A 24,063-nucleotide genomic window follows, 5' to 3' on the forward strand; every position below is an offset into this window, starting at 1 on the left:
GTGGGGAGTGCACAAAGCCGGGGCTCTTCGGCGTGCGTGCGATACGCCCGAAGTGACGCGGATCACTCGGGGTTTCGAGTGGGTCGAAACCGTTTTGCGTGTGGCGTACGTGCTCAGGGAGACTGTGGGGATGCCACAAGCACCCCAGAGTTCCTCCTCCTCGTCCGGGGCCCCGGACGCCGCCACCAGCGGCACCACCGGCGCGGCCACCGCGACCGGCGTCCCCCCGGAGCCGCTCGCCCACGGGCTGAAGCAGCGCCACCTGACCATGCTGGGCCTCGGCGGCGTGATCGGCGCCGGCCTGTTCGTCGGCTCGGGCGGCGGCATCGCCGTCGCGGGCCCCGGCATCGTCGTGTCGTATCTGCTCGCGGGCGCCCTGGCGATGCTCGTGATGCGGATGCTCGGCGAGATGTCGGCGGCGATGCCGGCCTCGGGCTCGTTCTCCGTGCACGCGGAGCGGGCGCTGGGCCGCTGGGCCGGCTTCTCGGTCGGCTGGCTGTACTGGTTCCTGCTGGTGGTGGTGCTCGCGGTGGAGGCCACCGGTGCGGCGAAGATCGCGCACGGCTGGCTGCCGGACGTCCCGCAGTGGGGCTGGGTGCTGCTGTTCATGGTGGTCTTCACCGCCAGCAACCTGACCGCGGTCCGCAACTTCGGCGAGTTCGAGTTCTGGTTCGCGGCGCTGAAGGTCTTCGCAATCGTCGCGTTCCTGGTGCTGTCCGGGCTGGCGGTCTTCGGCGTGCTGCCCGACACCGATCCGGTGGGCATGGCCAACCTGACCGGCCAGGGCGGATTCCTCCCGCACGGCTGGGAGGGCGTCATCTCGGGCGTGCTCGCGGTGGTCTTCGCGTTCGGCGGACTGGAGGTCGTCACGATCGCGGCCGCCGAGTCGGACGACCCGGCCCGCTCGGTGGCCCGGGCGGTGCGCAGTGCGGTGTGGCGGATCCTGTTCTTCTACATCGGCTCGATGCTGGTGATCGTGACGCTGCTGCCGTGGGACTCCTTCGTGCCGGGCGAGAGCCCGTACGTCGCGGTGCTCGACTCGATCGGCGTCGCCGGGGCCGGGCAGATCATGAACGTCGTGGTGTTCGTGGCGCTGCTGTCGGCGCTGAACGCCAACCTGTACGGGTCCTCGCGGATGATCTTCTCGCTGGCCGAGCGGAGCGAGGCGCCGCAGGGCCTGCTGAAGGTCTCGGGCGGCGGGGTGCCGCGGCGCGCGGTGCTGGCCTCGGTGGCCTTCGGCTTCGTCTCGGTGCTGCTCAACCTGCTGTGGCCCGAGACGATCTTCCTGTACATGCTCAACGCGGTCGGCGCGGTACTGCTGTTCGTGTGGGCCCTGATCGCGGTGTCGCAGCTGCGGCTGCGGCGCAAGATCGAGCGGGAGGCTCCGCAGACGCTGGTCCTCAAGATGTGGGGCTTCCCGTACCTGACGTGGGCGGCGCTGGCGGGGATGGCCGCGGTGCTGGTGCTGATGGTGCGCGACGACGGCGCGCGGCCGCAGGTGCTGTGGTCGGCCGGCGCGACGGCGCTGGTGCTGGCGGTTGCCGGGGTACGGGAGTTGCGCGCGCGGCGCGCGTGAGCGCGGCGGGGCCGGGCGCACACGTGCGGGAACGATCACTGCCCGTGAGGCGGATGTCCGAATAACGGGCGTTCACGTCCGAGTTCCGGACACCCGCCGACACTTGGCGGCATGAGTCAGACCCTCGCGCCCCACGACCCGGGCACCTCCCCGGCCCCGCAGCAGGCATCCGCCGGCGGCCTCTCCCACGGCCTCAAGCAGCGCCACCTGTCGATGATCGCCCTCGGCGGCGTGATCGGCGCGGGCCTCTTCGTGGGCTCCGGCGCCGGCGTCGCCGCCGCCGGACCCTCGATCGTGCTGGCGTACGCGGCGTCCGGCCTGCTCGTGATGTGCGTGATGCGGATGCTCGGCGAGATGTCCGCGGCCAACCCCGCGTCCGGCTCCTTCTCGGTGCACGCCGAGCGCGCGGTCGGCCCGTGGGCCGGGTTCACCGTCGGCTGGATGTTCTGGACGCTGCTGTGCGTGGGCGTGGCGATCGAGGCGATCGGCGCGGCGAACATCGTGCACGGCTGGCTGCCCGGGACCCCGGCCTGGCTGTGGGTACTGGTCTTCATGGCGTTCTTCTGCGGCAGCAACCTCCTCTCGGTGGGCAACTTCGGCGAGTTCGAGTTCTGGTTCGCCGCGCTCAAGGTCGGTGCGATCGGCCTGTTCCTCACCCTGAGCGTGCTCGCCGTGCTGGGCGTGCTGCCCGGCACCGACTCCCCCGGCGCCGGCCACCTGCTGGGCAACGGCGGGTTCCTGCCGACGGGTGTGAGCGGGCTGCTGGTCGGCCTGCTGGCCTCGGTGGTCGCGTACGGCGGGCTGGAGACGGTCACCATCGCGGCGGCCGAGTCGGACGACCCGGTGCGCGGCGTGGCCAAGGCCGTGAAGACCACCATGTGGCGGATCGCGGTCATCTACGTGGGCTCGATGCTGGCCGTCGTCACCCTCGTCCCGTGGGACGCGAAGGAGGTCACGGAGGACGGCCCGTACGCCGCCGCGCTGGACCGGCTGGGCATCCCGGGCGCCGGCCAGATCATGAACGTCGTCATCCTGATCGCCCTGCTGTCCGCGATGAACGCCAACATCTACGGCGCCTCGCGCATGGCGTACTCGCTGGTCGCCCGCGGCCAGGGTCCGAAGGCGCTCGGCAAGGCCGGAGGGGGCATCCCGCGGCGGGCGGTGCTGGCCTCCTCGGGCTTCGGCTTCGTGACGGTGCTCCTCTCCTACTGGTACCCGGACACCCTGTTCGCCTGGCTGCTGAACATGGTCGGCGGCGTGATCCTCGTCGTGTGGGGCTTCATCGCCGTCTCCCAGTTCCTGCTGCGCCGGCGGACGGAGCGGGAGGCGCCGGAGAAGCTGGTGGTGCGCATGTGGGGCTTCCCGTACCTGACGTGGGTCGCCCTGGCGGGCGTCGTCGCGGTGCTGGCCCTGATGGCGTGGGACGCCGACACGCGCGTCCAGGTCCTCTTCACAGGCGGCCTGACCGCCGCCCTCGCCACCACGGGCTACGCCCTCCAGCGCCGCGGCGGCTCCGCCTCCGCCTGATTCGGCCGCGTACGGGCCCGGCCCCGGCGCATCCGTGCCGGGGCCCGCCCTCCGCGTCGCGGCTTCAGCAGGAGGCGCCGCCCCTCCGCTCGAACAGCTCCAGCACGTCCGGAGGCCTGGGCACGTCCGGGGCGCAGTCCCGGCAGGCGTAGACGTTGAAGCCGGGCCCGGACCCGGCGTGCACCTCCGACACGACGACGAAGTCCGTCGTCAGCTCCTCGCACTCCACGCACATGCGCGTGGGCCGACGCGCCATCAGGCCGCGCTCCGCGCGCCGACGAGGTGGGTGTCGAGGTCGACCCCGAAGTCCGCGGCGAGCACCAGCGCCAGCCGCCGCTGCCACTGTTCGTGCGCGCGCTGGTACGGCCGCACGAGCGGGGCCGCGTCCCCGTCGAGCGGCCCGTCGTCGGCCCCGTACGGCGACCGCGCCGCGGGCAGCACCGGCCCGGGCTCCCCCCGCGTCCACCACACCGCCCGCACGGGCACGGCCGGCTGCCGCTGCCCGCCGCCGCGAAGCCCCCACCACGCCATCCCGCCCCACACGAGGGCACGGATAAGCTCACCCACGTCGATCTCCTTACTCAGATCGGCCACGCCCCGGGACGGTTGCCGCCGTCGCCGGGGTCTTACGCGTTTCGCGCAGTAGCGTAGGGGAGGTGTACTACCCCCGTCTACCCCCGGCTATAGCTATGGCAGGTCCATGATGGATGCCTAGGGTCGAGGCCATGAGCATTGACCGGGAAGGGCCCGTTCCGCCGTACCGCCAGATCGCCGCGAGCCTGCGGGCCCGCATCGAGGACGGCAGCATCCCGCCCGGCCGCCGGATCCCCAGCCTCGTCGCACTGGAAGCCGAGTTCGGCGTCGCCCGCGACACCCTCCGCAAGGCTGTCCAGGTCCTGAAGGACGAGGGTCTCGTGCACACCGTCACCGGCATGGGCGTCTACGTAGTCGACCCATCCAGCAAGTAACCGCACTCCCCAGAAGGCCCCCGCCGCGATCCGCGTCGGGGGCCTTCGGCGCACCCGGGGCGGCTCGCCCGCGGTAAGGCATCCCTTGCATGATCAACGGAATAGATACTGCTAGCGTGCAGTTGCGCATTGATTGCAATAACAGTGATCACGCACGCGAGGGGACCGAAACACGCATGGCCGTCTACACGCTTCCGGAACTGCCGTACGACTACGCGGCGCTGGAGCCGGTGATCAACCCGCAGATCATCGAGCTGCACCACGACAAGCACCACGCCGCGTACGTCAAGGGCGCCAACGACACGCTGGAGCAGCTCGCGGAGGCGCGGGAGAGGGAGAACTGGGGGGCGCTGAACGGGCTGGAGAAGAACCTGGCCTTCCACCTCTCCGGCCACATCCTGCACAGCATCTACTGGCACAACATGGCCAGCCCGAAGACCGGCGAGGGCGGCGGCGAGCCGACGCACGCCGACGGCGTGGGCGAGCTGGCGGACGCGATCACGGAGTCCTTCGGCTCCTTCGCCGCCTTCAAGAAGCAGCTCACCTTCGCCTCCTCCATGACCCAGGGCTCCGGCTGGGGCGTGCTCGCGTACGAGCCCCTCAGCGGCCGCCTGGTCGTCGAGCAGGTCTACGACCACCAGGGCAACGTCGGCCAGGCGTCGGTGCCGGTCCTCGTCTTCGACGCCTGGGAGCACGCCTTCTACCTGCAGTACAAGAACCAGAAGGTGGACTTCATCGAGGCGATGTGGAACGTCGTCAACTGGCAGGACGTGGCCAAGCGCTACGCCGACGCCAAGGCCAACACCCCGCTGCTGATCCCCGCCCAGGGCTGACGCCAGCCCTCTGATCCCGTCCGCCTCGTGATCGTCTTCTCACCTTTCGCGTGCGGGCGTGCAGAGCGGAAGGCCCTCACGAGGACGTGACTCGCGAGGGCCTTCCGTCGTTTTCAGCAAGGTTCCCTGCTGATGCGGGGATGTCCCCGACGGACCCTTGGTCCGTGTGCGGTTGATGTATTGCTCCCCGGCCATGCAGGGATCTAGTCGAAGCGGGGGCCCTGCGTGCGGGTCCGCTTGATCTCGTAGAAACCGGGGGTCGAGGCCACCAGCAGGGTGCCGTCCCACAGCCGGGCCGCGGCCTCGCCCCGCGGGGTCGGGGTGACCACCGGGCCGAAGAAGGCCACCTCGGCGCCGTCGGCGCCGGGCACCGAGATCACGGGGGTGCCGACGTCCTCGCCGACGCGCGAGATGCCGTCCTTGTGCGAGGCGCGCAGCTCGACGTCGTAGTCCGAGGAGTCGGCGAAGTCGATCAGCTCGGCCGGCAGGCCGACCTCGGCCAGCGCCTCGGCGATCACCTCGGTGGTGACGCCCCGGCCGTCGTTGTGGATGCGGGTGCCGAGCGCGGTGTAGAGCTTGCCGGTCACCTCGTCACCGTGCTTCTGCTGGGCGGCGACGACCACCCGGACCGGGCCCCAGGCCGTGGCCATGAGCTCGCGGTAGTGCTCCGGCAGCTCGTCCAGCCGGTGCTCGTTCAGGACGGCGAGGCTCATCACGTGCCAGCGCACCTCGACGTCGCGGACCTTCTCGACCTCCAGCATCCAGCGGGACGTCATCCAGGCCCAGGGGCAGAGCGGGTCGAACCAGAAGTCGACCGCGGTCTTCTCGCCCACCTGGGTGTCGGGCATGTCTCTCCTTCATCGGTTCGCACTCGTACGCATGTCCGCGGCACGTCCGTCGGGAACGTGCCGTACCGGCCAACCGGCCCGACCCCCCGCGCATTCCCCGTGGGAGGATGCGCACGTCATGGCGATCACGCACGAAGGAGTGCACGTGCCCGGTGAGAATCTGTCCCGCGACGAGGCCCACGAGCGGGCCGAGCTGCTGTCCGTCGACGCGTACGAGGTCGAGCTCGACCTCCGCTCGGCGGTGGACGAGGCCGAACCGGAGGGCGGGCCGCGCACGTTCCGCTCCGTGACCACGGTCACGTTCCGCGCGCACCGCCCGGGCGTCACGACCTTCGCGGACCTCATCGCGCCCTCGGTGAACTCCGTCACCCTCAACGGCGAGACCCTCGACCCGGCGGCCGTCTTCGACGGGACGCGCATCACGCTCACCGGCCTGGCCGCCGAGAACACCCTCGTGGTCGACGCGAACTGCGCCTACAGCCGCACCGGCGAGGGCATGCACCGCTTCGTCGACCCGGAGGACGGCGAGGTCTACCTCTACACGCAGTACGAGCCCGCCGACGCCCGCCGGGTGTACGCCAACTTCGAGCAGCCCGACCTCAAGGCCCCCTACCGCTTCCGGGTCACGGTGCCGGAGGGCTGGCAGGTGTGGAGCAACGGCGCCGAGGAGTCCCGCGAGGCCGCGGCGGAGGGCGGCACCGCCGTCCGGTTCGCCGAGACCAAGCCGATCTCCACCTACATCACCTGCGTGGTGGCCGGCCCGTACCACTACGTGACGGACGTCTACCGGCGCGGGGACCTGGAGATCCCGCTGGGCGCGATGTGCCGCAAGGGCCTGGCCAAGCACTTCGACGCGGACGACGTCTTCCTCGTCACCAAGCAGGGCTTCGACTTCTTCCACGACAACTTCGACTTCCCCTACCCCTTCGGGAAGTACGACCAGGCCTTCGTACCCGAGTACAACCTCGGCGCGATGGAGAACCCGGGCATGGTCACCTTCCGCGAGGAGTACATCTTCCGCGGCAAGGTCACCCGGGCCTCCTACGAGCGGCGCTGCAACACGATCCTGCACGAGATGGCCCACATGTGGTTCGGCGACCTCGTCACCATGAAGTGGTGGGACGACCTGTGGCTCAAGGAGTCCTTCGCCGACTTCATGGGCTCCTTCTCGCAGGTCGAGGCCACCCGCTTCGACCAGGCCTGGGTCACCTTCGCCAACAACCGCAAGGCCTGGGCCTACCGCGCCGACCAGCTGCCCTCCACGCACCCGATCACGGCCGACATCCGTGACCTGGAGGACGCCAAGCTCAACTTCGACGGCATCACGTACGCCAAGGGCGCCGCGGTCCTCAAGCAGCTGGTGGCGTACGTCGGCCGGGACGCGTTCCTGGAGGGGGCGCGCCGCTACTTCAAGGCCAACGCCTACGGGAACACCACGCTGGACGACCTGCTGACGGTGCTCGGCGAGGTCTCCGGCCGCGACATGGCCGGCTGGTCGCGGTCCTGGCTGCAGACCGCCGGGGTCAACGCGCTGACGCCGGAGGTCGCGTACGACGCCGAGGGCCGGATCGCCGAGCTCGCGGTCGTCCAGGACGGCGACGAGCTGCGCCCGCACCGGGTGGGCGTGGGCCTGTACCGGGCGGAGGCGGGCGCGCTGGTCCGGTACGCGCGGGCCGAGGTCGACGTGGCCGGTGCGCGCACGGCGGTCGCCGAACTGGCCGGCGCCGAGCGGCCCGACCTGGTCCTGGTCAACGACGAGGACCTGACGTACTGCAAGATCCGCTTCGACGACGGCTCGCTGGCGACCCTGCGCAAGCACCTCGGGGACATCGCCGACCCGCTGGCCCGCGCCCTGTGCTGGTCGGCGCTGTGGAACCTGACGCGGGACGGCCTGCTGCCGGCGCGCGACTTCGTCTCGCTGGTGCTCGCCTTCGCCGGCCGCGAGGGCGACGTGGGCGTCCTGCAGATGCTGCACGCCCAGGCCCGTACCGCGGTCACCCACTACGCGGCCCCGGCCTGGCGCGAGCAGGGCGGCCGGGAGCTGGCGGCGGGCGCGCTGCACGAGCTGCGGCTGGCCGAGCCGGGTTCCGAGCACCAGCTGCTGTGGGCGCGGTTCTTCGCCGCGACCGCGACGACCGAGGCGGACCACGTCCTGCTGGAGGGGCTGCTGGACGGCACGGCCCGGATCGACGGCCTCGACGTGGACCAGGAGCTGCGCTGGGACCTGCTGGAGCCGCTGGCCGCGGCCGGCCGGGCCGACGCGGCGCGGATCGACGCGGAGCTCGCCCGGGACGACACCGCCTCGGGCAAGCGGCACTCGGTGCGCTGCCTGGCGGCGCGGCCGTCGGAGGCCGTCAAGGCGCAGGCCTGGGCGGCCGTGGTGGAGTCGGACGCGCTGTCCAACGCGCTGGCGGAGGCCACCATCGCGGGCTTCCAGCAGCCCTCGCAGCGGGCGCTGACGGCCCCGTACGCGCCGAAGTACTTCGAGGCCGTCACGCGGGTCTGGGCCGAGCGGTCGATCCAGATCGGCATGGATGTCGTGCGCGGTCTCTACCCCGCGCTGCAGGACTCCCCCGCGACCCTGGAGGCCACCGACGCGTGGCTGGCCGCGCACGCCGACGCGGCTCCGGCGCTGCGCCGGCTGGTGCTGGAGGCCCGTGACGACCTGGCCCGCGCGCTGCGGGCCCAGGAGCGGGACGCGCTCGCCGGGGTCTGATCCCCCGCGGGTCCGATCCGACGTGATGACGCCGGTGGAGCTGGGAAACCAGCCCCACCGGCGTTTTCGCATAGCGGGTTCACCCGGACGGCCGCAAGGGTCTCGGCACTCGAACGCGCGTACTTTAGCGCAGGGTTGTCCGCATTTGTCGACGGGACTGTAACAACGGTTAAGAGCCGGCCCCGGTGCGGGAATCTCGCCAACATGAACCACAACTCCCCCACGTACGGCGGCCAGACCCCCTCCCCCGTCTCGCCCGCCTCCCCCACCTCCCCCGCCGCTCCCGTCTCCCCCCGCCCGCTCCAGCACCTGTCGGGCGCACAGCGCCGGGTGCTCAGCGTCGCCCAGCTGCGCGAGCACGGGGTGACCCCGGCCGCCACCACCGAGCGGTGCCGGCCGGGCGGGCCGTGGCAGCAGGTCCTGCCGGGGGTGTTCCTGCTCCACCCGGGCCCGGCCACGAGCGAGGAGCGGCTGCACGCCGCGCTGCTGTACGCCGGCCGGCCCGCGAGCGGGGTGCTCCCCCAGCAGAAGGGCTTCGGCGACGCCATGGTCACCGGCCTGGCCGCGCTGGCGCTGTACGGGTTCACCTCCGCGCCCCCGCTGCTCGCCCTGGAGCACGTCGACATCGTCGTGCCGAGCACCCGCCGGCTGCGCTCCACCGGCTTCGTGCGCCTGGTGCGCGCCCACACCCCGCCGCTGCCCCAGGAGGTGACCGGGGTGCCGGTGGCGCCGGTGGCCCGGGCGCTCGCGGACGCGGTGGCGCAGCTGTCGGACGCGGCCACCGTGCGCCGGCTGCTCACGGAGGCGGTGCGCGGCGGGCACTGCGAACCGGCGGCGGCGGTGCGGGAACTGACCCTGGCCCGGCTGCTGAACCGGCCGCACGTGGTGGACGCGGTGGACTCGCTGCTGGCGGAGGGCCGGGCGATCGCCGAGGACCGGCTCTACCGGCTGGTCCGGGAGTACGGACTGCCGGCCCCGGTGTGGAACGTGGACCTGCGGCTGCCGGGCGGCCCGCACCTGGGCGGGGTCGACGCGTACTGGCCCGACCACGCGGTGGCGCTGGAATTGGACACCCGTGCCCCGCGGCAGGGCGAGGACGAGGCGGAGTGGTCGGAGTACGCCCGCAAGCGCGAGCACCTGGAGCGGCTGGGCCTGACCGTCCTCTACATCACCCCGCGCAAGCTGCGGGACTTCCCCGACCAGCAGGCCACGGTCGTCCGGACCGCGCTGACCGCGTCCGGGGACCGCGAGCCCGCCGCCTACGTGGTGGTCCTGCCCCGGTGAGGCGGCCGTCAGGCCGCGACGGGCGGGACCGGAGGGTCGGCCGGGGAGTCGACCGGGGGCGCGACCGGTGGGTTCGCCGGGGGGTACTCCGGGGTGCTCCAGCGGAGGCGGCCCGGGTGCTCGGCCTCGAGCACTCCCTCGACGGTGAAGCGGGTGGTGCGGGTGCCGTCGGCGCGGAACTCGGTCCGGGCCCGCCCGGTGAGCTGGAGGGTACGGCCGCTCTCCCAGTGCGGGAAGAGCAGCCCGGCGCGCGGGTCCTCGGCCAGGTTGCCGAGGGTCAGGAACATGGCGTTGCCCGGGTAGTCCGGCCAGGCCAGCTCGGTGGGCGAGAGGACCTCGACGAAGCCGGGGTCGCCGCCCCGGTGACTGGCCTCGACCCCGCCGTCGGCCGTGGTGGCGACGAAGAAGGTGTCGGCGGCGCGGACGGTGCGCACCTGGTCGGGGTCGAGCGCCCCGCCGCGCCGCACCACACCGGCCCCTTCCCACTCGACGGCGAGCGGCTGCCGCTTCTGCAGGTACTTCGGGCAGTTCGAGAAGACCCGTTCGGCGTCGACCGCGAAGCCGGCGGCGGTGGGCCGGGCGGTGCCGTTCAACCGCATCCGGCGCCGGGTGCGCGGGTCGAGGGCGATGGTCCCGACGGGGGTGCCGGGGGCGTCGGCCAGGACCCCGGCGAGCGGGTCGCCCGCCGGCAGCCCGCCGGTGACCGTGATCCGGTCGGGTCCGGTGGCCCGTACGAAGCCGGGGGCGCCGGTGAGCAGCGAGGCCCACAGGTGGCCGTCGGCGTCGGCGGCTCCGACGACGAGCATCGGCTGCCGGCCGAGGAAGGCGGCGGCCACGTCGCGGATGCCGGGGCCGATGCTGCGCCCCACGTGGTCGGCCGCGTCGCGGACGCCGACCCGGTCCTGCACGGCCCGGGAGCCGGGGTGGTACGGGCCGCTGGTCGCGGTCATGGTCGCCGCCCTCCTTTCCGGAAGGTTCCGCAGGTCGGGGTCTAGAAGAATCCGCAGGTCGGGGCGCCTGCAGTGGGGGCGGGAGCGCCCTCGGCGCCGGTCGGCACGGAGATCTCCAGCCGGGTGCCGTCCGGGTCGTGGAAGAAGATCCCGCCGGAGGCCGAGCCCTCGCGGTGCGCGACCACGCCCTCGTACGCGAAGTCCACGTCCGCGGCGCGCAGCCGGGCCTCGAAGTCCCGGACCTCCTCGATGGAGGCGGCCGAGAAGGCCAGGTGGTGCAGGCCCGCGGAGCCGGCCGCGTACCCGCCCTCGGCCTGTTCCCACAGGGTCAGGACGAGCTCGCCGCCCTGCCCGAGGAAGGCGAAGCGGCGCCCCTCCTCCTTGCCCTCGCCCAGCAGCTCGAAGCCGAGCGCGTCGCGGTAGAAGCCGAGCGAGCGCCCCAGCTCGGTGACGTTCAGGCCGATGTGGCCGGTGCTCAGAGTGCCGACAGCCGTCACGGCTGCCCCCTTTCGGTTGCTCTAACCTTTCAATTGGAGATTAAAGGTTAGAGATCCCGGGTGTCAACCGTTCACGTACTCTTGAGCGGTTACGAGAGGAGGCCCGGGGTGGCCACGACGACGGACCCGCGCCCGCTGATCGGCGAGCCGGCCGCGCTCGACCTGCTGAACACGCGGTGGATGCGGGAGGGTGAGCTGCAGGACCTCTTCGCGGGGGCGGCCGGCCTGACCCGGATGGAGGGCCTCGCGCTCTGGCTGGCCTCGGCCGGCCTGGCGGACCGGTTCCGCGCCGACGCCCCGACGCTGATCCACCTGCTGACCGCCCGCGAGGCACTGGCCCGGGCCGTCGCCGACCCCGTCGACCCGGCCGCCCTGAAACTCCTCGACGCGGTGCTCGACCACGGCCGGATCCGGCTGCGGGTGGGGGCGGAGGGCACCTCCGAGGAGCCCGAGTTCGACGACCGCTCCTGGGGCCCGGCGTGGACCGCGGCCCGGAACCTTCTGGACCTTTTGGACAAGGGGCCGGACCGGATCCGCAAGTGCGCCTCGACCACGTGCGTGCTGCACTTCTTCGACACCTCGCGCAACGGCACCCGGCGCTGGTGCTCGATGGCTGCCTGCGGAAACCGCGCCAAGGCGGCTCGTCACTACGCTCGCGCGCGCGACCATTAGCCCGTAGACAAGTCGACATTCCAGGCCCCTCAAGGGCCTTCGGATCGCCCGGATTTCATCCGGTTCGGTCCCGCTGACGCATCCGGCCCGGTGGCGGGTCTCCGCCATGACGGGCACGCGTCAATAACAACCCTCCCCAAACGGCTGTCCCTTGCGCAAAGCTGACCGGTCATCCGGCACCGAAATCCGGACCGTTTCTTTCACTTACGCAGGGATGCTGATGACCCTCGAATCCCCCAGCTCCATATCCGGGGCCAGACGCGCCGCGCGCATCGCGGCCGCCGCGGGCCTGGTGGCCGCGCTCGCGGCCGCGGGCCCCGTGCCCGCGCTCGCGGCGGTGGGTGCTGCCGACCCCGGCACCGCCCCCGTCAAGTCCGCCGAGGACAAGCTCGGTTCGGCCGACGTCCAGCTCCTCGAGCAGGCCGAGGCCAAGGGCGACAAGACCGTCACCGTCATGGTGGCCACCGCTCCCGGTGCCACCGAGCAGGTGGCCGGCCAGCTCGACGCGGTTCAGGGCGCGTCGGTCGGCCGTACGGACGACAAGCTCGGCTACGTCCGCGCCACGCTCCCCACCGGCAAGGCCGGGGCGGCCCTCAAGGCCGCCGCCAAGCTCTCCTCGGTCCAGGGCATCGACCTGAAGCAGGAGATCAAGCTCGACGACCCGACCCCGGCGGGCGACCGTGCGAAGGGGGCCGCTGGTGCGACCAGCGGCAGCTACCCGGCGCCCGGCAAGGACACCCCGGCGAAGAACCCGTACAACCCCTCGTTCGAGACGGGTGCGGTCAAGTTCGTCCAGGAGCACCCCGAGGCCGACGGCCGCGGCGTGACCATCGGCGTCCTGGACTCCGGCGTGGACCTCGGCCACCCGGCCCTGCAGAAGACCACCACCGGCGAGCGCAAGATCGTCGACTGGGTCACCGCGACCGACCCGCTCACCGACGCCGACGGCACGTGGCGCGCCCAGATCACCCCCGTCTCGGGCGCGGAGTTCACCGCCGGTGGCCAGAGCTGGAAGGCCCCGGAGGGCTCGTACCAGTGGAGCCGCTTCTCGGAGTCGGTCACCGCGACCGGTGACGAGGCGGGCGACGTCAACCGCGACGGCGACACCACCGACCGGTTCGGCATGCTGTACGACCCGGCCGCCGGTACCGTCCGCGTCGACACCGACCAGGACGGCGACTTCACGAACAACGAGCCGATGAAGCCGTACAAGGACGGCTACCAGGTCGGCTACTTCGGTACGGACAACCCCGCCACCGACGTCGCCGAGCGCATCCCGTTCGTGGTCGAGATCCGCAAGGACGTCCCGATGGACCCGCTCGGCGGGACCTGGGTCGGCAAGAAGGCGGACTTCGTCAACATCGGCATCATCGAGTCCGAGCACGGCACCCACGTCGCGGGCATCACCGCGGCCAACGGCCTGTTCGGCGGCAAGATGAACGGCGCCGCCCCCGGCGCCAAGATCGTCTCCTCGCGCGCCTGCTCCTGGAGCGGCGGCTGCACCAACGTCGCGCTGACCGAGGGCATGATCGACCTCGTCGTCAACCGTGGCGTGGACATCGTCAACATGTCCATCGGCGGCCTGCCGGCGCTCAACGACGGCAACAACGCGCGCGCCGAGCTCTACAAGCGCCTGATCGACACCTACGGCGTCCAGCTCGTCATCTCCGCGGGCAACTCCGGCCCCGGCATCAACACCATCGGCGACCCCGGCCTGGCGGACAAGGTCATCTCCGTCGGCGCCGCGGTCTCCAAGGAGACCTGGGCCGCCAACTACGGCTCCGTCGTGGACAAGAAGTACGCGATGTTCCCGTTCTCCTCGCGCGGTCCGCGTGAGGACGGCGGCTTCACGCCCACCATCTCCGCGCCCGGTGCCGCGATCAACTCCGTCCAGACCTGGCTGCCGGGCTCCCCGGTCGCCGAGGCGGGCTACCCCCTCCCGGCCGGCTACGCGATGCTCCAGGGCACCTCGATGGCCTCGCCGCAGGCCGCCGGCGCCTCGGCGCTGCTGATCTCGGCCGCGAAGAAGGAGGGCATCGCCCTCACCCCGGCCACCCTGCGCACCGCGCTGGCGAGCACCGCGAAGAAGATCGACGGTGTCCAGGCGCACGAGCAGGGCGCGGGTCTGATGGACATCGTCGGCGCGTGGGAGTCCATCCAGCGCGGCGCGAACGCCTGGGACTACACCGTCAAGGCGCCGGTCGACACCGCTCTCGACCAGTTCCTGAAGGAGCCGGGCTTCGGCACCGGCCTGTACGACCGCGAGGGCGGTCTCAAGGTCGGGAAGAAGAAGACGTACAACGTCACCATCACCCGCACCACGGGCCCGAAGTGGGGCGTGCGCCACGACCTGAAGTGGAAGTACAACGACGGCACCTTCAAGGCGCTGACGGACTACGACTACATCACCCTGCCGCTGAACAAGCCGGTCACCGTCAAGGTGCAGGCCGCCCCGAAGACCGCGGGCGTGCACAGCGCGATCCTGGAGCTGGACGACGAGTCCACCGAGGGCGTCGACAAGCAGATCCTGTCGACCGTCGTGGTCGCCACCGACCTGGTGAAGCCGAGCTTCGGCCTCTCCTCCACCTCGTCGGTCCAGCGCAACAGCCACAAGACGTACTTCGTCACGGTCCCGCAGGGCGCGAAGAGCCTCGAGGTGGCCCTGGGCGGCCTCGCCGCGGGCAGCCAGACCCGCTTCATCGCGATCCACCCGTACGGCACGCCGGTCGACCCCAGCGCGACCACCATGTGCTACCCGAACTACAACAACCCGGCCAACACCTGCCGCCCCGACCTGCGCTCGTACGCGAACCCGCAGCCGGGCGTCTGGGAGATCGAGGTCGAGGCGCGTCGCACGTCGCCGCTGCTGGACAACCCGTTCAAGCTGGACGCCACCGTGCTCGGCGCGGCGTTCGACCCGGCCGTCAAGGTCCTGCCCGAGGTCAAGGCCGGTGTCCCGGCCGACGTCTCCTGGACCCTGAAGAACGACTTCGCGGCCATCGCGGGCGGCAAGCTCAAGGGCGGCCCGCTCGGCTCGGCGAAGGTGGCCAAGCCCACCATCAACGAGGGTGACACCCAGACCACCGAGGTCGTCCTCGGTGCCGGTGTGGAGCGCCTCGACGTGGCCATCGGCAACGTCTCGGACGCCGCGGCCGACCTCGACCTCGAGGTCTACCGCGACGGCGTGAAGGTCGGCTCCTCCGCCGACGGCGACTCCGAGGAGGCCGTGTCCCTGGTCAACCCGGCCGCGGGCACCTACCAGATCAAGGTCATCGGGTACGCGGTCGGCGCCGCCGGCACCACGTACGACTACCGTGACGTGTACTACTCGAACGGCCTGGGCTCGGTCACGGTCGACGACGCCGCCACGGTCGACCTCGCCAACGGCGCCTCGGCCGCCGTCGGCGCCAAGGTCGTCGTGAACGGCCCGGCCCCCGAGGGCCGGCAGTTCTTCGGCCAGGTCCAGCTGCTGAACGGCCGCGGCACCGCCGCCGGCCTGGGCAGCGTCCAGATCGACAGCGTCACCCCGTAACACCCCGCACGACCCCGTGGGGGCGGCGCTCGTCACGAGCGCCGCCCCCACGGGCGTTTCCGGGTGCCGGGACGGCGTGTTCCGGGCTCCCGCGACGGCCCCGCCGCGCGTTCGTCCCGCCCGCCCAAGATCCGCGGTCCGTACTGCGGACAATGGATTGGACAAGCGGCCCGGGGTCGCACGCATGATGGAGCAGGCCGGCAGCACACAGAGCGGCGGTCAGCGCCACAGAGCACGTGAGGGAGTCACCGTGAGGGTCGGAATCGTCGGAGCCACCGGTCAGGTCGGCGGAGTCATGCGCAAGATCCTCGCGGAGCGGAAGTTCCCGGTGGACGAGCTCCGCCTGTTCGCCTCGGCCCGGTCCGCGGGCTCGACCCTCGAGTGGGAGGGCCGCGAGATCACCGTCGAGGACGCCACCACGGCCGACTACTCCGGCCTGGACATCGTGATCTTCTCCGCCGGCGGCACCACCTCCCGGGCGCTGGCCGAGAAGGTCGCCGGCCAGGGCGCCGTCGTGATCGACAACTCCTCCGCCTGGCGCAAGGACCCCGAGGTCCCGCTGGTGGTCTCCGAGGTCAACCCGGAGGCGATCAAGGACCGCCCCAAGGGCATCATCGCCAACCCGAACTGCACCACCATGGCCGCCATGCCGGTGCTGCGCCCCCTCCACGAGGAGGCCGGCCTCACCGCGCTGATCGCCACCACCTACCAGGCCGTCTCCGGCTCGGGCCTGGCCGGCGTCGCCGAGCTGGACGGCCAGGTCAAGCAGGTCGCGGCCCAGGCCGCCGAACTGACGCACGACGGCGGGGCCGTGGAGTTCCCCGAGCCCGGCGTCTACAAGCGTCCGATCGCCTTCAACGTGCTGCCGCTGGCCGGCGCGATCGTCGACGACGGCTCCTTCGAGACCGACGAGGAGCAGAAGCTCCGCAACGAGTCCCGCAAGATCCTCGGCATCCCGGAGCTCAAGGTCTCCGGCACCTGCGTGCGCGTCCCGGTCTTCTCCGGCCACTCCCTCCAGGTCAACGCCCGCTTCGCCCGCCCGATCAGCGTCGAGCGCGCCTACGAGCTGCTCAAGGACGCCCCGGGCGTCGAGCTCTCCGAGATCCCGACCCCGCTCCAGGCGGCCGGCAAGGACGCCTCGTACGTCGGCCGCATCCGCGTGGACGAGACCGTCGAGCACGGCCTCGCGCTCTTCCTCTCCAACGACAACCTGCGCAAGGGCGCGGCGCTGAACGCCGTGCAGATCGCGGAGCTGGTGGCGGAAGAGCTGCGCCAGGGCTGATGCGCAGCGGATCCTCCGGGGGTGCGCCCGCGCCCCCGGAAGATCTGCGGAATCCACGCGAAAGGGGCGGACACTCTATTGAGTGCCCGCCCTTCGGCATGGCGTGCAAGGATGGCCGCGACCGTCACCATCGAAGGAGATGAACGCGTGCCTGGCACGAACCTGACCCGTGAAGAGGCGCAGCAGCGGGCGAAGCTGCTCACCGTCGACTCGTACGAGATCGATCTCGACCTGAGCGGCGCGCAGGAGGGCGGCACCTACCGGTCCGCGACCACCGTGCGCTTCTCCTCCGCCGAGGCCGGCGCCACGACCTTCATCGATCTGGTCGCGCCGGCCGTGCACGAGGTCGTGCTCAACGGCCGCTCCCTCGACGTGGCCGCGGTCTTCCGCGACTCCCGCATCGAGCTGCCCGGCCTGGCCGCCGGGGCGAACGAGCTGACCGTCGTCGCGGACTGCGCGTACACCAACACGGGCGAGGGCCTGCACCGCTTCGTCGACCCGGTCGACCAGCAGGCGTACCTGTACACGCAGTTCGAGGTGCCGGACGCGCGGCGCGTGTTCGCGTCCTTCGAGCAGCCCGACCTGAAGGCCACCTTCCAGTTCACCGTCAAGGCCCCCGAGGGCTGGACGGTCATCTCGAACTCGCCGACCCCCGAGGTGCCCGCGGACCAGGTCTGGCGCTTCGAGCCGACCCCGCGCATCTCGACGTACATCACCGCGCTGATCGTCGGCCCGTACCACGCGGTGCACAGCGCGTACGAGGGCCCGGACGGGCAGCACGTGCCGCTGGGCATCTACTGCCGTCCGTCGCTGGCGGAGTTCCTCGACTCGGACGCGATCTTCGAGGTCACGCGGCAGGGCTTCGACTGGTTCCAGGAGAAGTTCGCGTACGACTACCCGTTCGCGAAGTACGACCAGCTCTTCGTGCCCGAGTTCAACGCGGGCGCGATGGAGAACGCGGGCGCGGTGACCATCCGCGACCAGTACGTCTTCCGCTCGAAGGTCACCGACGCCGCGTACGAGGTGCGGGCCGAGACGATCCTCCACGAGCTGGCCCACATGTGGTTCGGCGACCTGGTCACCATGGAGTGGTGGAACGACCTGTGGCTGAACGAGTCGTTCGCCACCTACACCTCCGTCGCGTGCCAGGCGTACGCGCCGGACTCGAAGTGGCCGCACGCCTGGACCACGTTCGCCAACTCCATGAAGACGTGGGCGTACCGGCAGGACCAGCTGCCGTCCACGCACCCGATCATGGCGGACATCCGCGACCTGGACGACGTCCTGGTCAACTTCGACGGCATCACGTACGCCAAGGGCGCCTCGGTGCTCAAGCAGCTCGTCGCGTACGTCGGCCAGGAGGAGTTCTTCAAGGGCGTCCAGGCCTACTTCAAGGCCCACGCCTTCGGCAACACCCGCCTGTCCGACCTGCTGGGCGCGCTGGAGGAGACCTCCGGCCGCGACCTGTCGACCTGGTCGCGGGCGTGGCTGGAGACGGCCGGCATCAACATCCTGCGCCCGGAGGTCGAGACCGACGCGCAGGGCGTGATCACCTCGTTCAAGGTCCGCCAGGAGGCCCCGGCGCTGCCGGCCGGCGCCAAGGGCGAGCCGGTGCTGCGGCCGCACCGCATCGCGATCGGCTTCTACGGCCTCGACGACGCCAGCGGCAAGCTGCTGCGCGAGCGCCGGCTGGAGCTGGACATCGCCGCGGCCGAGCTGACGGACGTTCCGGAGCTGGTGGGCCACCACCGCCCGGACGTGGTGCTGCTCAACGACGACGACCTGTCGTACGCGAAGGTCCGCCTCGACGAGGTGTCGCTCGCCAAGGTCACCGCCCACCTGGGCGACTTCGAGGCCTCGCTGCCGCGCGCGCTGTGCTGGGCCTCGGCCTGGGACATGACCCGCGACGGCGAGCTGGCCGCCCGCGACTACCTGCAGCTGGTGCTGTCGGGCATCGCGAAGGAGACCGACATCGGCGTGGTGCAGTCGCTGCACCGCCAGGTCAAGCTGGCGATCGACCTGTACGCGGACCCGACCTGGCGCGAGACGGGTCTGGCCCTGTGGACGGAGGCGACGCTGGAGCACCTGCGCGCCGCGGCCCCGGGCAGCGACCACCAGCTGGCCTGGGCGCGGGCCTTCGCGGCCACCGCCCGTACGGACGCCCAGCTGGAGCTGCTGGACGGGCTGCTGTCCGGCGCCGAGGCGGTCGAGGGCCTGGTCGTCGACACCGAGCTGCGCTGGGCCTTCCTGGAGCGGCTGGCGGCCACCGGCCGGGCCGACGAGAAGGAGATCTCGGCGGAGCTGGAGCGGGACAACACGGCGGCGGGCCAGCGGCACGCGGCCACCGCCCGCGCGGCGCGTCCGACGGCGGCGGCCAAGGCCGAGGCGTGGGCGTCGGTGGTGGAGTCCGCCGACCTGCCGAACGCCGTGCAGGAGGCCGTGATCGGCGGCTTCGTGCAGACCGACCAGCGGGAGCTGCTCGCGCCGTACGGCGAGAAGTACTTCGCCGTGGTCAAGGGCATCTGGGACAGCCGGAGCCACGAGATCGCGCAGCAGATCGCGGTGGGGCTGTACCCGTCCCTGTCGGTCTCGCAGGCCACCCTGGACGCCACCGACGGCTGGCTGGACTCGGCCGAGCCGAACGCGGCCCTGCGCCGACTGGTCTCGGAGTCCCGCTCGGGCGTCGAGCGCGCCCTGAAGGCCCAGTCCGCGGACGCCGCCGCGGCTGCCGCCGCGTCCTGACCCCGGTCGGGTAGACACGGTGCCCCGGTCCGCTGCGCGCAGCGGGCCGGGGCACCGGCGCGTCGCGGGTCAGACCCCGACCAGGGTGACGCGATCGCCGCACAGTCGTGCCATGTCGTCCACGTCGGACGTGATCATGAGCAGCGGACCGGGCTGGTTCAGCGTGGTCACGGCGACCATCGCGTCGATCGCGCACTTGTGTCCGTGCAGCCCGGTGGCGCTCAGCAGATCGGTCGCCTCGCGGAACCACTCGACGGTCATCGGCTTGACGTCGAGCTGGGAGAGTACGAAGTCCCAGTGCGCCCGCTTCACCCCGGCGTGGTAAGCCTCGACCAGCGTGACGCCGCTCACCACTACGTTCGCCTCACGCTGCCGCGCGTAGTCGACGCGGTTGACCACGGCCCGCTGTCGGGCGAGGTACTGCGACAGTCCCTCGCTGTCCAGGACCAGCGTCCCGCCCGACGTCAGCTTGCGGCGCGTTGCCACCTGGCCTCCGCCTCCTCGGCGCGCGCCCACTCCCCGGCGGCCTCCTCGCGTTCGGCTTCGGTGAAGGCCCCGAACTCCTCCTCGTACTCGGCGATGTACGTCTCCATCGCCTTGTGCCTCAGCTGCTGCTCGACGGCCGAGGCCACGAAGGCGGAGACGCCACGGGCTCCGACGGCCTCCCGAAGGGCGTGCACGGTGCCCTCGGGGAGCGAGACGCTGATGACCTTCGCGGGCCCCTCGCCGAGACCCGGGGGGGTGGGCTCTGCATCCATGAGCCCAGATTAGCAATCCCTTTATCAAACAGGGGTGCGGAGTGGCGATTCCGCGTGTCACTCATTCGGCGGAGGAAGCCGCGGCACGGAGGGCCGCCAGGACCCGGGCCGTGGCCGGGGCGGTGGCCGCGCCGCGCCGGGTCGCGGCGATGACGTGCCGCGTCGGCCGGTCGTGCGGGAGCCCCCGGACGACGACGCCGGCGGCCCTCGCCCGCACCATCCGCGGGATCAGCGCCACCCCCATCCCCGCCTCGACCAGCGCGAGGATCGCGGTCCACCCGGCGGCGGAGTGGGCCTGCTCGGGCACGAACCCGGCGGCCTCGCACGCGGTCCGCGTGATCTCGGACCAGGGCCCGGAGCCCCCGAAGATCCACGGCTCGGCCGACAGGTCCGCCAGCCGCAGTTCGGGCACCTCGGCGAGCGCGTGGCCGGGCGGCAGGGCCACGTCGAGGGGGTCCTCCGACAGCGGCACCCGCGTGAAGCGGGCGTCCCCCGCCGACGGGGCGTGCGCCGCGAGCGAGAGCGCCAGGTCCACCTCGCCGGCGGCGAGCAGCTCGTACGACTCGGCCGCCTCGGCCTCCCGCACCCGCAGCTCCAGCCCCGGGTGCGAACGCCGCAGGGCCCGTACGGCCGGCACGACCAGGGCCGGCACGGCGGTGGAGAAGGCGGCGAGGCGGACCCGGCCCGCCTCCCCCTGGGCGTAGCCGGCGAGTTCGGCGTCGGCGGACTCCAGCTGCGCGAAGACGGCCTCGGCGTGCCGCAGGACCAGATGGGCGGCTCCGGTCAGCCGGACCCGGCGCCCGTGCGCCTCCAGCAGCGGCACGCCGAGCTGCTTGGAGAGGTTCGACAGCTGTTGCGAGACGGCCGAGGGCGTCATCAGGAGCGTCTCGGCCGTCGCCGTGACGGTGCCGCGCTCGGCGAGCGTGCGCAGGATGCGGAGCTTTCTGAGGTCCCACTCGGTCATGGCCCGCAACCTACCTGCGCACCGGGCGACTTAGGGCCGTCTCGCCCGACGACGGGGGCACCCACCGGCGTCGGTCGTGTCAGCGGCGGGCGCCCAGGGTCACCCCGCCCAGGATCAGTGCCATGCACCCCAGCTGGAGCGGCCCCGTGGTCTCGCCCAGCAGCGCGAGGGACAGCAGCGCGACGCAGACCGGCTGGAGGTAGTAGACGACTCCGGCGCGGGCGGCGCCGATGAGGGAGATCGCCTTGTTCCAGGCGAAGAAGGCGAGCGCGGAGGAGAGGACGCCGACGTAGAGCAGCGGTCCGACCGTGCCCGGGGTGGCCGCGAAGCCGCCCTGCAGCGCCAGCGAGACCCCGTACGCCGGGGCCAGCATCAGCGCGCCGAGCACGAACGTGGTGAACAGGAACGCCGTCCCGTCGAGTTCGGCCGGCTTGCGCCGCAGCAGCGCGCTGTACGAGGCGAACGCCAGCGCGGCCGCGAACATCCACAGGTCGCCCGCGGCGAGGTCGAGGTTCACCGAGCCCTTGCCGACCAGCAGCAGCACGCCGAGGGCGGCGACCAGCAGTCCGGCGGTGCGGCGGGCGCCGAGCCGTTCGCCGCCGAGGCGGGAGAAGACGGCCATGACCACCGGCGAGGCCGCCATGATCATGCCCATGTTGGAGGCGGAGGTGGTCAGTCCGGCCTGGTTGACCAGGGTGTTGTAGACGGTGACGCCCAGCAGCGAGGCGAGGGCGACGAACCCGAGGTGGGCCCGGATCAGGGCCCGCTGCCGCCACGCGGCCCGGGCCCCGAAGGGCGCCACGGCCGCGAGGGCGATGAGCCAGCGCCAGAACGCCCCCTGGACGGGCGGGACGCTGTCGGCGAGCCCGCGGGAGGCGACGAAGCTCCCGGACCACACGACCGTCGCGACCAGTGCCAGGCCCACGCCGAGCCCGGCGGCCGCCGGGCGGCCGCCGGCGGGTCCCGGTCCGGCGGGTGCCGGGCCGGCGGGTGCCTGCTGCGGTGCGGTGCTGGTCCGGTCCGTGACGGCCACGGCTGTCGCCTGCCCTTCTCCCGTTCGGGATGGTGGTTTCGGTGTGTGGTGGACCTACCGTCGCACCGCCGCATCCGTGAGGTCCATCGAAAACTTTCGATCGTTCTTTTCAGTTGAACTGAACGATCCGGCGACCGGGACGCTCGGGGCCGACTTCGGCCGCGACGCCGCCCCCGCCGCCAGCTGCCCCGCCACCGTCGCGCCGAAGGCCACCGCCATCCCGGCGACCTGCACGGGGGACAGCGCCTGCCCGAGGGCCGCCCACCCGATCACGGCGGCGGTCAGCGGCGAGAGCGGGCCGAGCAGGGTCACGGATGTGGCGGTCAGCCGGCCGATGCCGCGGAACCACAGCCAGTACGCGACCGCGGTGTTGACCAGCGCGAGGTACCCGTACCCGGCCAGGGCGCGGCCGTCCAGCGCGGGCGGCGCACCCTCCGCGAGGGCGGCGACCGGGAGGATCAGGAGCCCGCCCGCGGTCAGCTGCCAGCCCGTCACGGCGAGCGGCCCGGCACCCTCGGGGCGCCCCCAGCGCTTGGTCATCACGGTGCCGGCGGCCATCGAGGCCGAGGACGCCACGCCGGCCAGGACGCCGACGAGGTCGAGCGCGGCCCCGGCCTTGAGGACCACCATGCTCACCCCGAGCGCCGCGACCACCGCCGCCAGCAGCTGCCGCGGGCGGACCCGCTCCCCCAGCACCACCGTGGCCAGTCCGGCGACGAACAGGGGTCCGGCGGAGCCGAGGACCGCGGCCACGCCGCCCGGCAGCCGGTAGGCGGCCAGGAAGAGCAGCGGGAAGAAGGCGCCGATGTTGAGCGCGCCGAGCACCGCCGACTTCCACCACCAGGCCCCCCTCGGCAGGGTCCGGCTCAGGGCGACCAGCAGCAGTCCGGCGGGCAGGGCCCGCATGACGGCGGTGAACAGCGGGCGGTCGGCCGGCAGGAACTCGGTGGCGACGGCGTAGGTGGAGCCCCACGAGACGGGGGCGAGAGCGGTCAGGGCGATGACGGCGGCACGGTTCACGGCAGGACCTCCCCTGGATCGGCGACCCGGGTCGGTCGCATGGAAGTAGCTTACTCGCTATTTGCTTAGCTGCAAGCTACTTTCTCGCAAGCGATCTGGCTTGCGGTCCCGCCGCACTCCCTCGGATACTTCCGCCCATGAACGAGACGCCCCCGCCGGCCCAGGACTCCGTCGACGCGATCCGCACCCAGTGGAACGCGGTACGCCCCGACCTCGACGTCACGCCCATGGGGGTGTTCGGCCGCATCTACCGGATCAGCCGCGCCGTCGGGGACGCCGTGGAGAAGGCGTACTCGCGCTACGGGGTCACGCGCGGCGAGTTCGACGTACTGGCCACGCTGCGGCGCTCGGGCGAGCCGTACACGCTCTCGCCGCGGCAGCTCTCGGCCTCGCTCATGCTCACCACCGGCGGCATGACCGGGCGACTGGACAAGCTGGAGAAGGCCGGACTGCTGCGCCGCAGCCCCGACCCCCACGACCGCCGGGCGCTCCAGGTGACCCTGACGGAGCGGGGGTTCGAGCTGATCGAGCTGGCGGTGGTGGCGGGCCTGGAGGTCCAGTACGAGGCGCTGGCCGGACTCGACGCGGACGAGGTCGAGCTGTTGACGGGGCTGCTGCGCAAGCTGCTGGACCAGGTGGCGTGATGCGGCGGCGCCCCGACCGCGGGGAGCGGCGACGGGGCGCAGCACGACAGCGGGACGAAGAATGACAAACGGGGCGCCCCCGGGGGGGGGGGGGGGGGGGGGGGGGGGGCGCCGGGGGGGGGCCGGGGGGGGGGGGCGGGGGGGGGGCGGGGGGGGGGGGGGCCGGGGGGGGGCGGGGGGGGGGCCGGGGGGGGGGGGGCGCGGGTGGGCCGTTGCC

General features: G+C 72.4%; 21 protein-coding genes. 11 read left to right on the top strand and 10 right to left on the bottom strand.

Features of this window, described 5'->3' with window-relative positions; translation table 11 throughout:
- Window positions 1-268 precede the first annotated feature (268 nt).
- Window positions 269-1,576, top strand: coding sequence for an amino acid permease (locus ACIQCH_RS28900; RefSeq protein WP_402585656.1), 1,308 nt, complete (start codon window positions 269-271; stop codon window positions 1,574-1,576).
- Window positions 1,577-1,687: 111 nt separating this feature from the next.
- Window positions 1,688-3,103, top strand: coding sequence for an amino acid permease (locus ACIQCH_RS28905; protein ID WP_402585620.1), 1,416 nt, complete (start codon window positions 1,688-1,690; stop codon window positions 3,101-3,103).
- A 64-nt stretch (window positions 3,104-3,167) separates the two neighbouring features.
- On the opposite strand, the gene ACIQCH_RS28910 is transcribed toward ACIQCH_RS28905, so the two are convergent.
- Together ACIQCH_RS28910 and ACIQCH_RS28915 are read right to left on the bottom strand one after the other, a co-directional pair.
- On the bottom strand, window positions 3,168-3,359 hold the full coding sequence (locus ACIQCH_RS28910) for a hypothetical protein (protein ID WP_402585621.1): 192 nt from the start codon (window positions 3,357-3,359) through the stop codon (window positions 3,168-3,170).
- A complete protein-coding gene (locus ACIQCH_RS28915; protein ID WP_402585623.1) occupies window positions 3,359-3,670 on the bottom strand; it encodes a hypothetical protein in 312 nt (103 codons plus the stop codon). The genes ACIQCH_RS28910 and ACIQCH_RS28915 overlap by 1 nt, the downstream gene beginning before the upstream one ends.
- A gap of 158 nt (window positions 3,671-3,828) precedes the next feature.
- On the opposite strand from ACIQCH_RS28915, the gene ACIQCH_RS28920 reads away from it, so the two are divergent.
- Together ACIQCH_RS28920 and ACIQCH_RS28925 are read left to right on the top strand one after the other, a co-directional pair.
- The gene (locus tag ACIQCH_RS28920; RefSeq protein WP_402585625.1) at window positions 3,829-4,071 is read left to right on the top strand and encodes a GntR family transcriptional regulator; all 243 of its coding nucleotides are present in this window, start codon (window positions 3,829-3,831) and stop codon (window positions 4,069-4,071) included.
- Between the two features lie 176 nt (window positions 4,072-4,247).
- Window positions 4,248-4,904, top strand: coding sequence for a superoxide dismutase (locus ACIQCH_RS28925; RefSeq protein WP_402585627.1), 657 nt, complete (start codon window positions 4,248-4,250; stop codon window positions 4,902-4,904).
- Window positions 4,905-5,107: 203 nt separating this feature from the next.
- Here the strand turns inward: ACIQCH_RS28925 and ACIQCH_RS28930 are convergent, their stop codons facing one another.
- Entirely contained in the window at window positions 5,108-5,752 is a 645-nt protein-coding gene (locus tag ACIQCH_RS28930) for a DsbA family protein (protein WP_402585628.1), read from the bottom strand.
- A gap of 145 nt (window positions 5,753-5,897) precedes the next feature.
- Between ACIQCH_RS28930 and pepN (ACIQCH_RS28935) the strand changes: the two genes are divergently transcribed.
- Both pepN (ACIQCH_RS28935) and ACIQCH_RS28940 read left to right on the top strand, forming a co-directional pair.
- Window positions 5,898-8,468: an aminopeptidase N gene (gene pepN / locus ACIQCH_RS28935; RefSeq protein ID WP_402585658.1), complete on the top strand. Its 2,571-nt coding sequence runs from the start codon at window positions 5,898-5,900 to the stop codon at window positions 8,466-8,468.
- A gap of 204 nt (window positions 8,469-8,672) precedes the next feature.
- A complete protein-coding gene (locus ACIQCH_RS28940; RefSeq protein ID WP_402585630.1) occupies window positions 8,673-9,752 on the top strand; it encodes a hypothetical protein in 1,080 nt (359 codons plus the stop codon).
- An 8-nt stretch (window positions 9,753-9,760) separates the two neighbouring features.
- Here ACIQCH_RS28940 and ACIQCH_RS28945 read toward each other — a convergent pair whose 3' ends face one another.
- Both ACIQCH_RS28945 and ACIQCH_RS28950 read right to left on the bottom strand, forming a co-directional pair.
- Window positions 9,761-10,702: a pyridoxamine 5'-phosphate oxidase family protein gene (locus ACIQCH_RS28945; protein WP_402585632.1), complete on the bottom strand. Its 942-nt coding sequence runs from the start codon at window positions 10,700-10,702 to the stop codon at window positions 9,761-9,763.
- Between the two features lie 41 nt (window positions 10,703-10,743).
- Window positions 10,744-11,199, bottom strand: coding sequence for a VOC family protein (locus ACIQCH_RS28950; RefSeq protein WP_402585634.1), 456 nt, complete (start codon window positions 11,197-11,199; stop codon window positions 10,744-10,746).
- 108 nt (window positions 11,200-11,307) lie between these two features.
- Here ACIQCH_RS28950 and ACIQCH_RS28955 point away from each other — a divergent pair, with 108 nt between their 5' ends.
- From ACIQCH_RS28955 to pepN (ACIQCH_RS28970), 4 genes are all read left to right on the top strand, one after another.
- Entirely contained in the window at window positions 11,308-11,871 is a 564-nt protein-coding gene (locus ACIQCH_RS28955; RefSeq protein WP_402585636.1) for a CGNR zinc finger domain-containing protein, read from the top strand.
- 220 nt (window positions 11,872-12,091) lie between these two features.
- Window positions 12,092-15,403 (top strand): S8 family serine peptidase, encoded by a 3,312-nt coding sequence (locus tag ACIQCH_RS28960; protein WP_402585638.1) that lies wholly within the window; start codon window positions 12,092-12,094, stop codon window positions 15,401-15,403.
- A gap of 250 nt (window positions 15,404-15,653) precedes the next feature.
- Complete coding sequence (locus tag ACIQCH_RS28965; protein WP_402585640.1) at window positions 15,654-16,685, top strand: aspartate-semialdehyde dehydrogenase; 1,032 nt, start codon at window positions 15,654-15,656, stop codon at window positions 16,683-16,685.
- Between the two features lie 147 nt (window positions 16,686-16,832).
- Window positions 16,833-19,427, top strand: a complete 2,595-nt coding sequence (gene pepN / locus ACIQCH_RS28970; RefSeq protein ID WP_402585642.1) for an aminopeptidase N — start codon at window positions 16,833-16,835, stop codon at window positions 19,425-19,427.
- 69 nt (window positions 19,428-19,496) lie between these two features.
- Here the strand turns inward: pepN (ACIQCH_RS28970) and ACIQCH_RS28975 are convergent, their stop codons facing one another.
- The 5 genes from ACIQCH_RS28975 to ACIQCH_RS28995 form a co-directional block, all read right to left on the bottom strand.
- Window positions 19,497-19,913: a DNA-binding protein gene (locus ACIQCH_RS28975; RefSeq protein WP_402585644.1), complete on the bottom strand. Its 417-nt coding sequence runs from the start codon at window positions 19,911-19,913 to the stop codon at window positions 19,497-19,499.
- On the bottom strand, window positions 19,892-20,185 hold the full coding sequence (locus tag ACIQCH_RS28980) for a hypothetical protein (protein ID WP_402585646.1): 294 nt from the start codon (window positions 20,183-20,185) through the stop codon (window positions 19,892-19,894). Before ACIQCH_RS28980 ends, ACIQCH_RS28975 begins: the two co-directional genes overlap by 22 nt.
- A 61-nt stretch (window positions 20,186-20,246) precedes the next feature.
- Complete coding sequence (locus ACIQCH_RS28985; protein ID WP_402585648.1) at window positions 20,247-21,149, bottom strand: LysR family transcriptional regulator; 903 nt, start codon at window positions 21,147-21,149, stop codon at window positions 20,247-20,249.
- A gap of 79 nt (window positions 21,150-21,228) precedes the next feature.
- Entirely contained in the window at window positions 21,229-22,182 is a 954-nt protein-coding gene (locus ACIQCH_RS28990) for a DMT family transporter (protein WP_402585650.1), read from the bottom strand.
- Between the two features lie 54 nt (window positions 22,183-22,236).
- On the bottom strand, window positions 22,237-23,202 hold the full coding sequence (locus tag ACIQCH_RS28995) for an EamA family transporter (RefSeq protein WP_402585652.1): 966 nt from the start codon (window positions 23,200-23,202) through the stop codon (window positions 22,237-22,239).
- Window positions 23,203-23,339: 137 nt separating this feature from the next.
- On the opposite strand from ACIQCH_RS28995, the gene ACIQCH_RS29000 reads away from it, so the two are divergent.
- Entirely contained in the window at window positions 23,340-23,846 is a 507-nt protein-coding gene (locus ACIQCH_RS29000) for a MarR family winged helix-turn-helix transcriptional regulator (RefSeq protein ID WP_402585654.1), read from the top strand.
- The last annotated feature ends 217 nt before the right edge of the window (window positions 23,847-24,063 follow it).

Source organism: Streptomyces sp. NPDC093225, assembly GCF_044753805.1.
In the GTDB taxonomy this organism is placed as follows: domain Bacteria; phylum Actinomycetota; class Actinomycetes; order Streptomycetales; family Streptomycetaceae; genus Streptomyces.

What these genes read in the sequence shown, in the direction of transcription:
- ACIQCH_RS28900 (WP_402585656.1), top strand. Translation starts at nt 269, where the DNA reads ATGCTGGGCCTCGGCGGCGTGATCGGCGCCGGCCTGTTCGTCGGCTCG.
- ACIQCH_RS28905 (WP_402585620.1), top strand. Translation starts at nt 1,688, where the DNA reads ATGAGTCAGACCCTCGCGCCCCACGACCCGGGCACCTCCCCGGCCCCG.
- ACIQCH_RS28910 (WP_402585621.1), bottom strand. Translation starts at nt 3,359, where the DNA reads ATGGCGCGTCGGCCCACGCGCATGTGCGTGGAGTGCGAGGAGCTGACG.
- ACIQCH_RS28920 (WP_402585625.1), top strand. Translation starts at nt 3,829, where the DNA reads ATGAGCATTGACCGGGAAGGGCCCGTTCCGCCGTACCGCCAGATCGCC.
- ACIQCH_RS28925 (WP_402585627.1), top strand. Translation starts at nt 4,248, where the DNA reads ATGGCCGTCTACACGCTTCCGGAACTGCCGTACGACTACGCGGCGCTG.
- ACIQCH_RS28930 (WP_402585628.1), bottom strand. Translation starts at nt 5,752, where the DNA reads ATGCCCGACACCCAGGTGGGCGAGAAGACCGCGGTCGACTTCTGGTTC.
- ACIQCH_RS28940 (WP_402585630.1), top strand. Translation starts at nt 8,673, where the DNA reads ATGAACCACAACTCCCCCACGTACGGCGGCCAGACCCCCTCCCCCGTC.
- ACIQCH_RS28945 (WP_402585632.1), bottom strand. Translation starts at nt 10,702, where the DNA reads ATGACCGCGACCAGCGGCCCGTACCACCCCGGCTCCCGGGCCGTGCAG.
- ACIQCH_RS28960 (WP_402585638.1), top strand. Translation starts at nt 12,092, where the DNA reads ATGACCCTCGAATCCCCCAGCTCCATATCCGGGGCCAGACGCGCCGCG.
- ACIQCH_RS28980 (WP_402585646.1), bottom strand. Translation starts at nt 20,185, where the DNA reads ATGGATGCAGAGCCCACCCCCCCGGGTCTCGGCGAGGGGCCCGCGAAG.
- ACIQCH_RS28985 (WP_402585648.1), bottom strand. Translation starts at nt 21,149, where the DNA reads ATGACCGAGTGGGACCTCAGAAAGCTCCGCATCCTGCGCACGCTCGCC.
- ACIQCH_RS29000 (WP_402585654.1), top strand. Translation starts at nt 23,340, where the DNA reads ATGAACGAGACGCCCCCGCCGGCCCAGGACTCCGTCGACGCGATCCGC.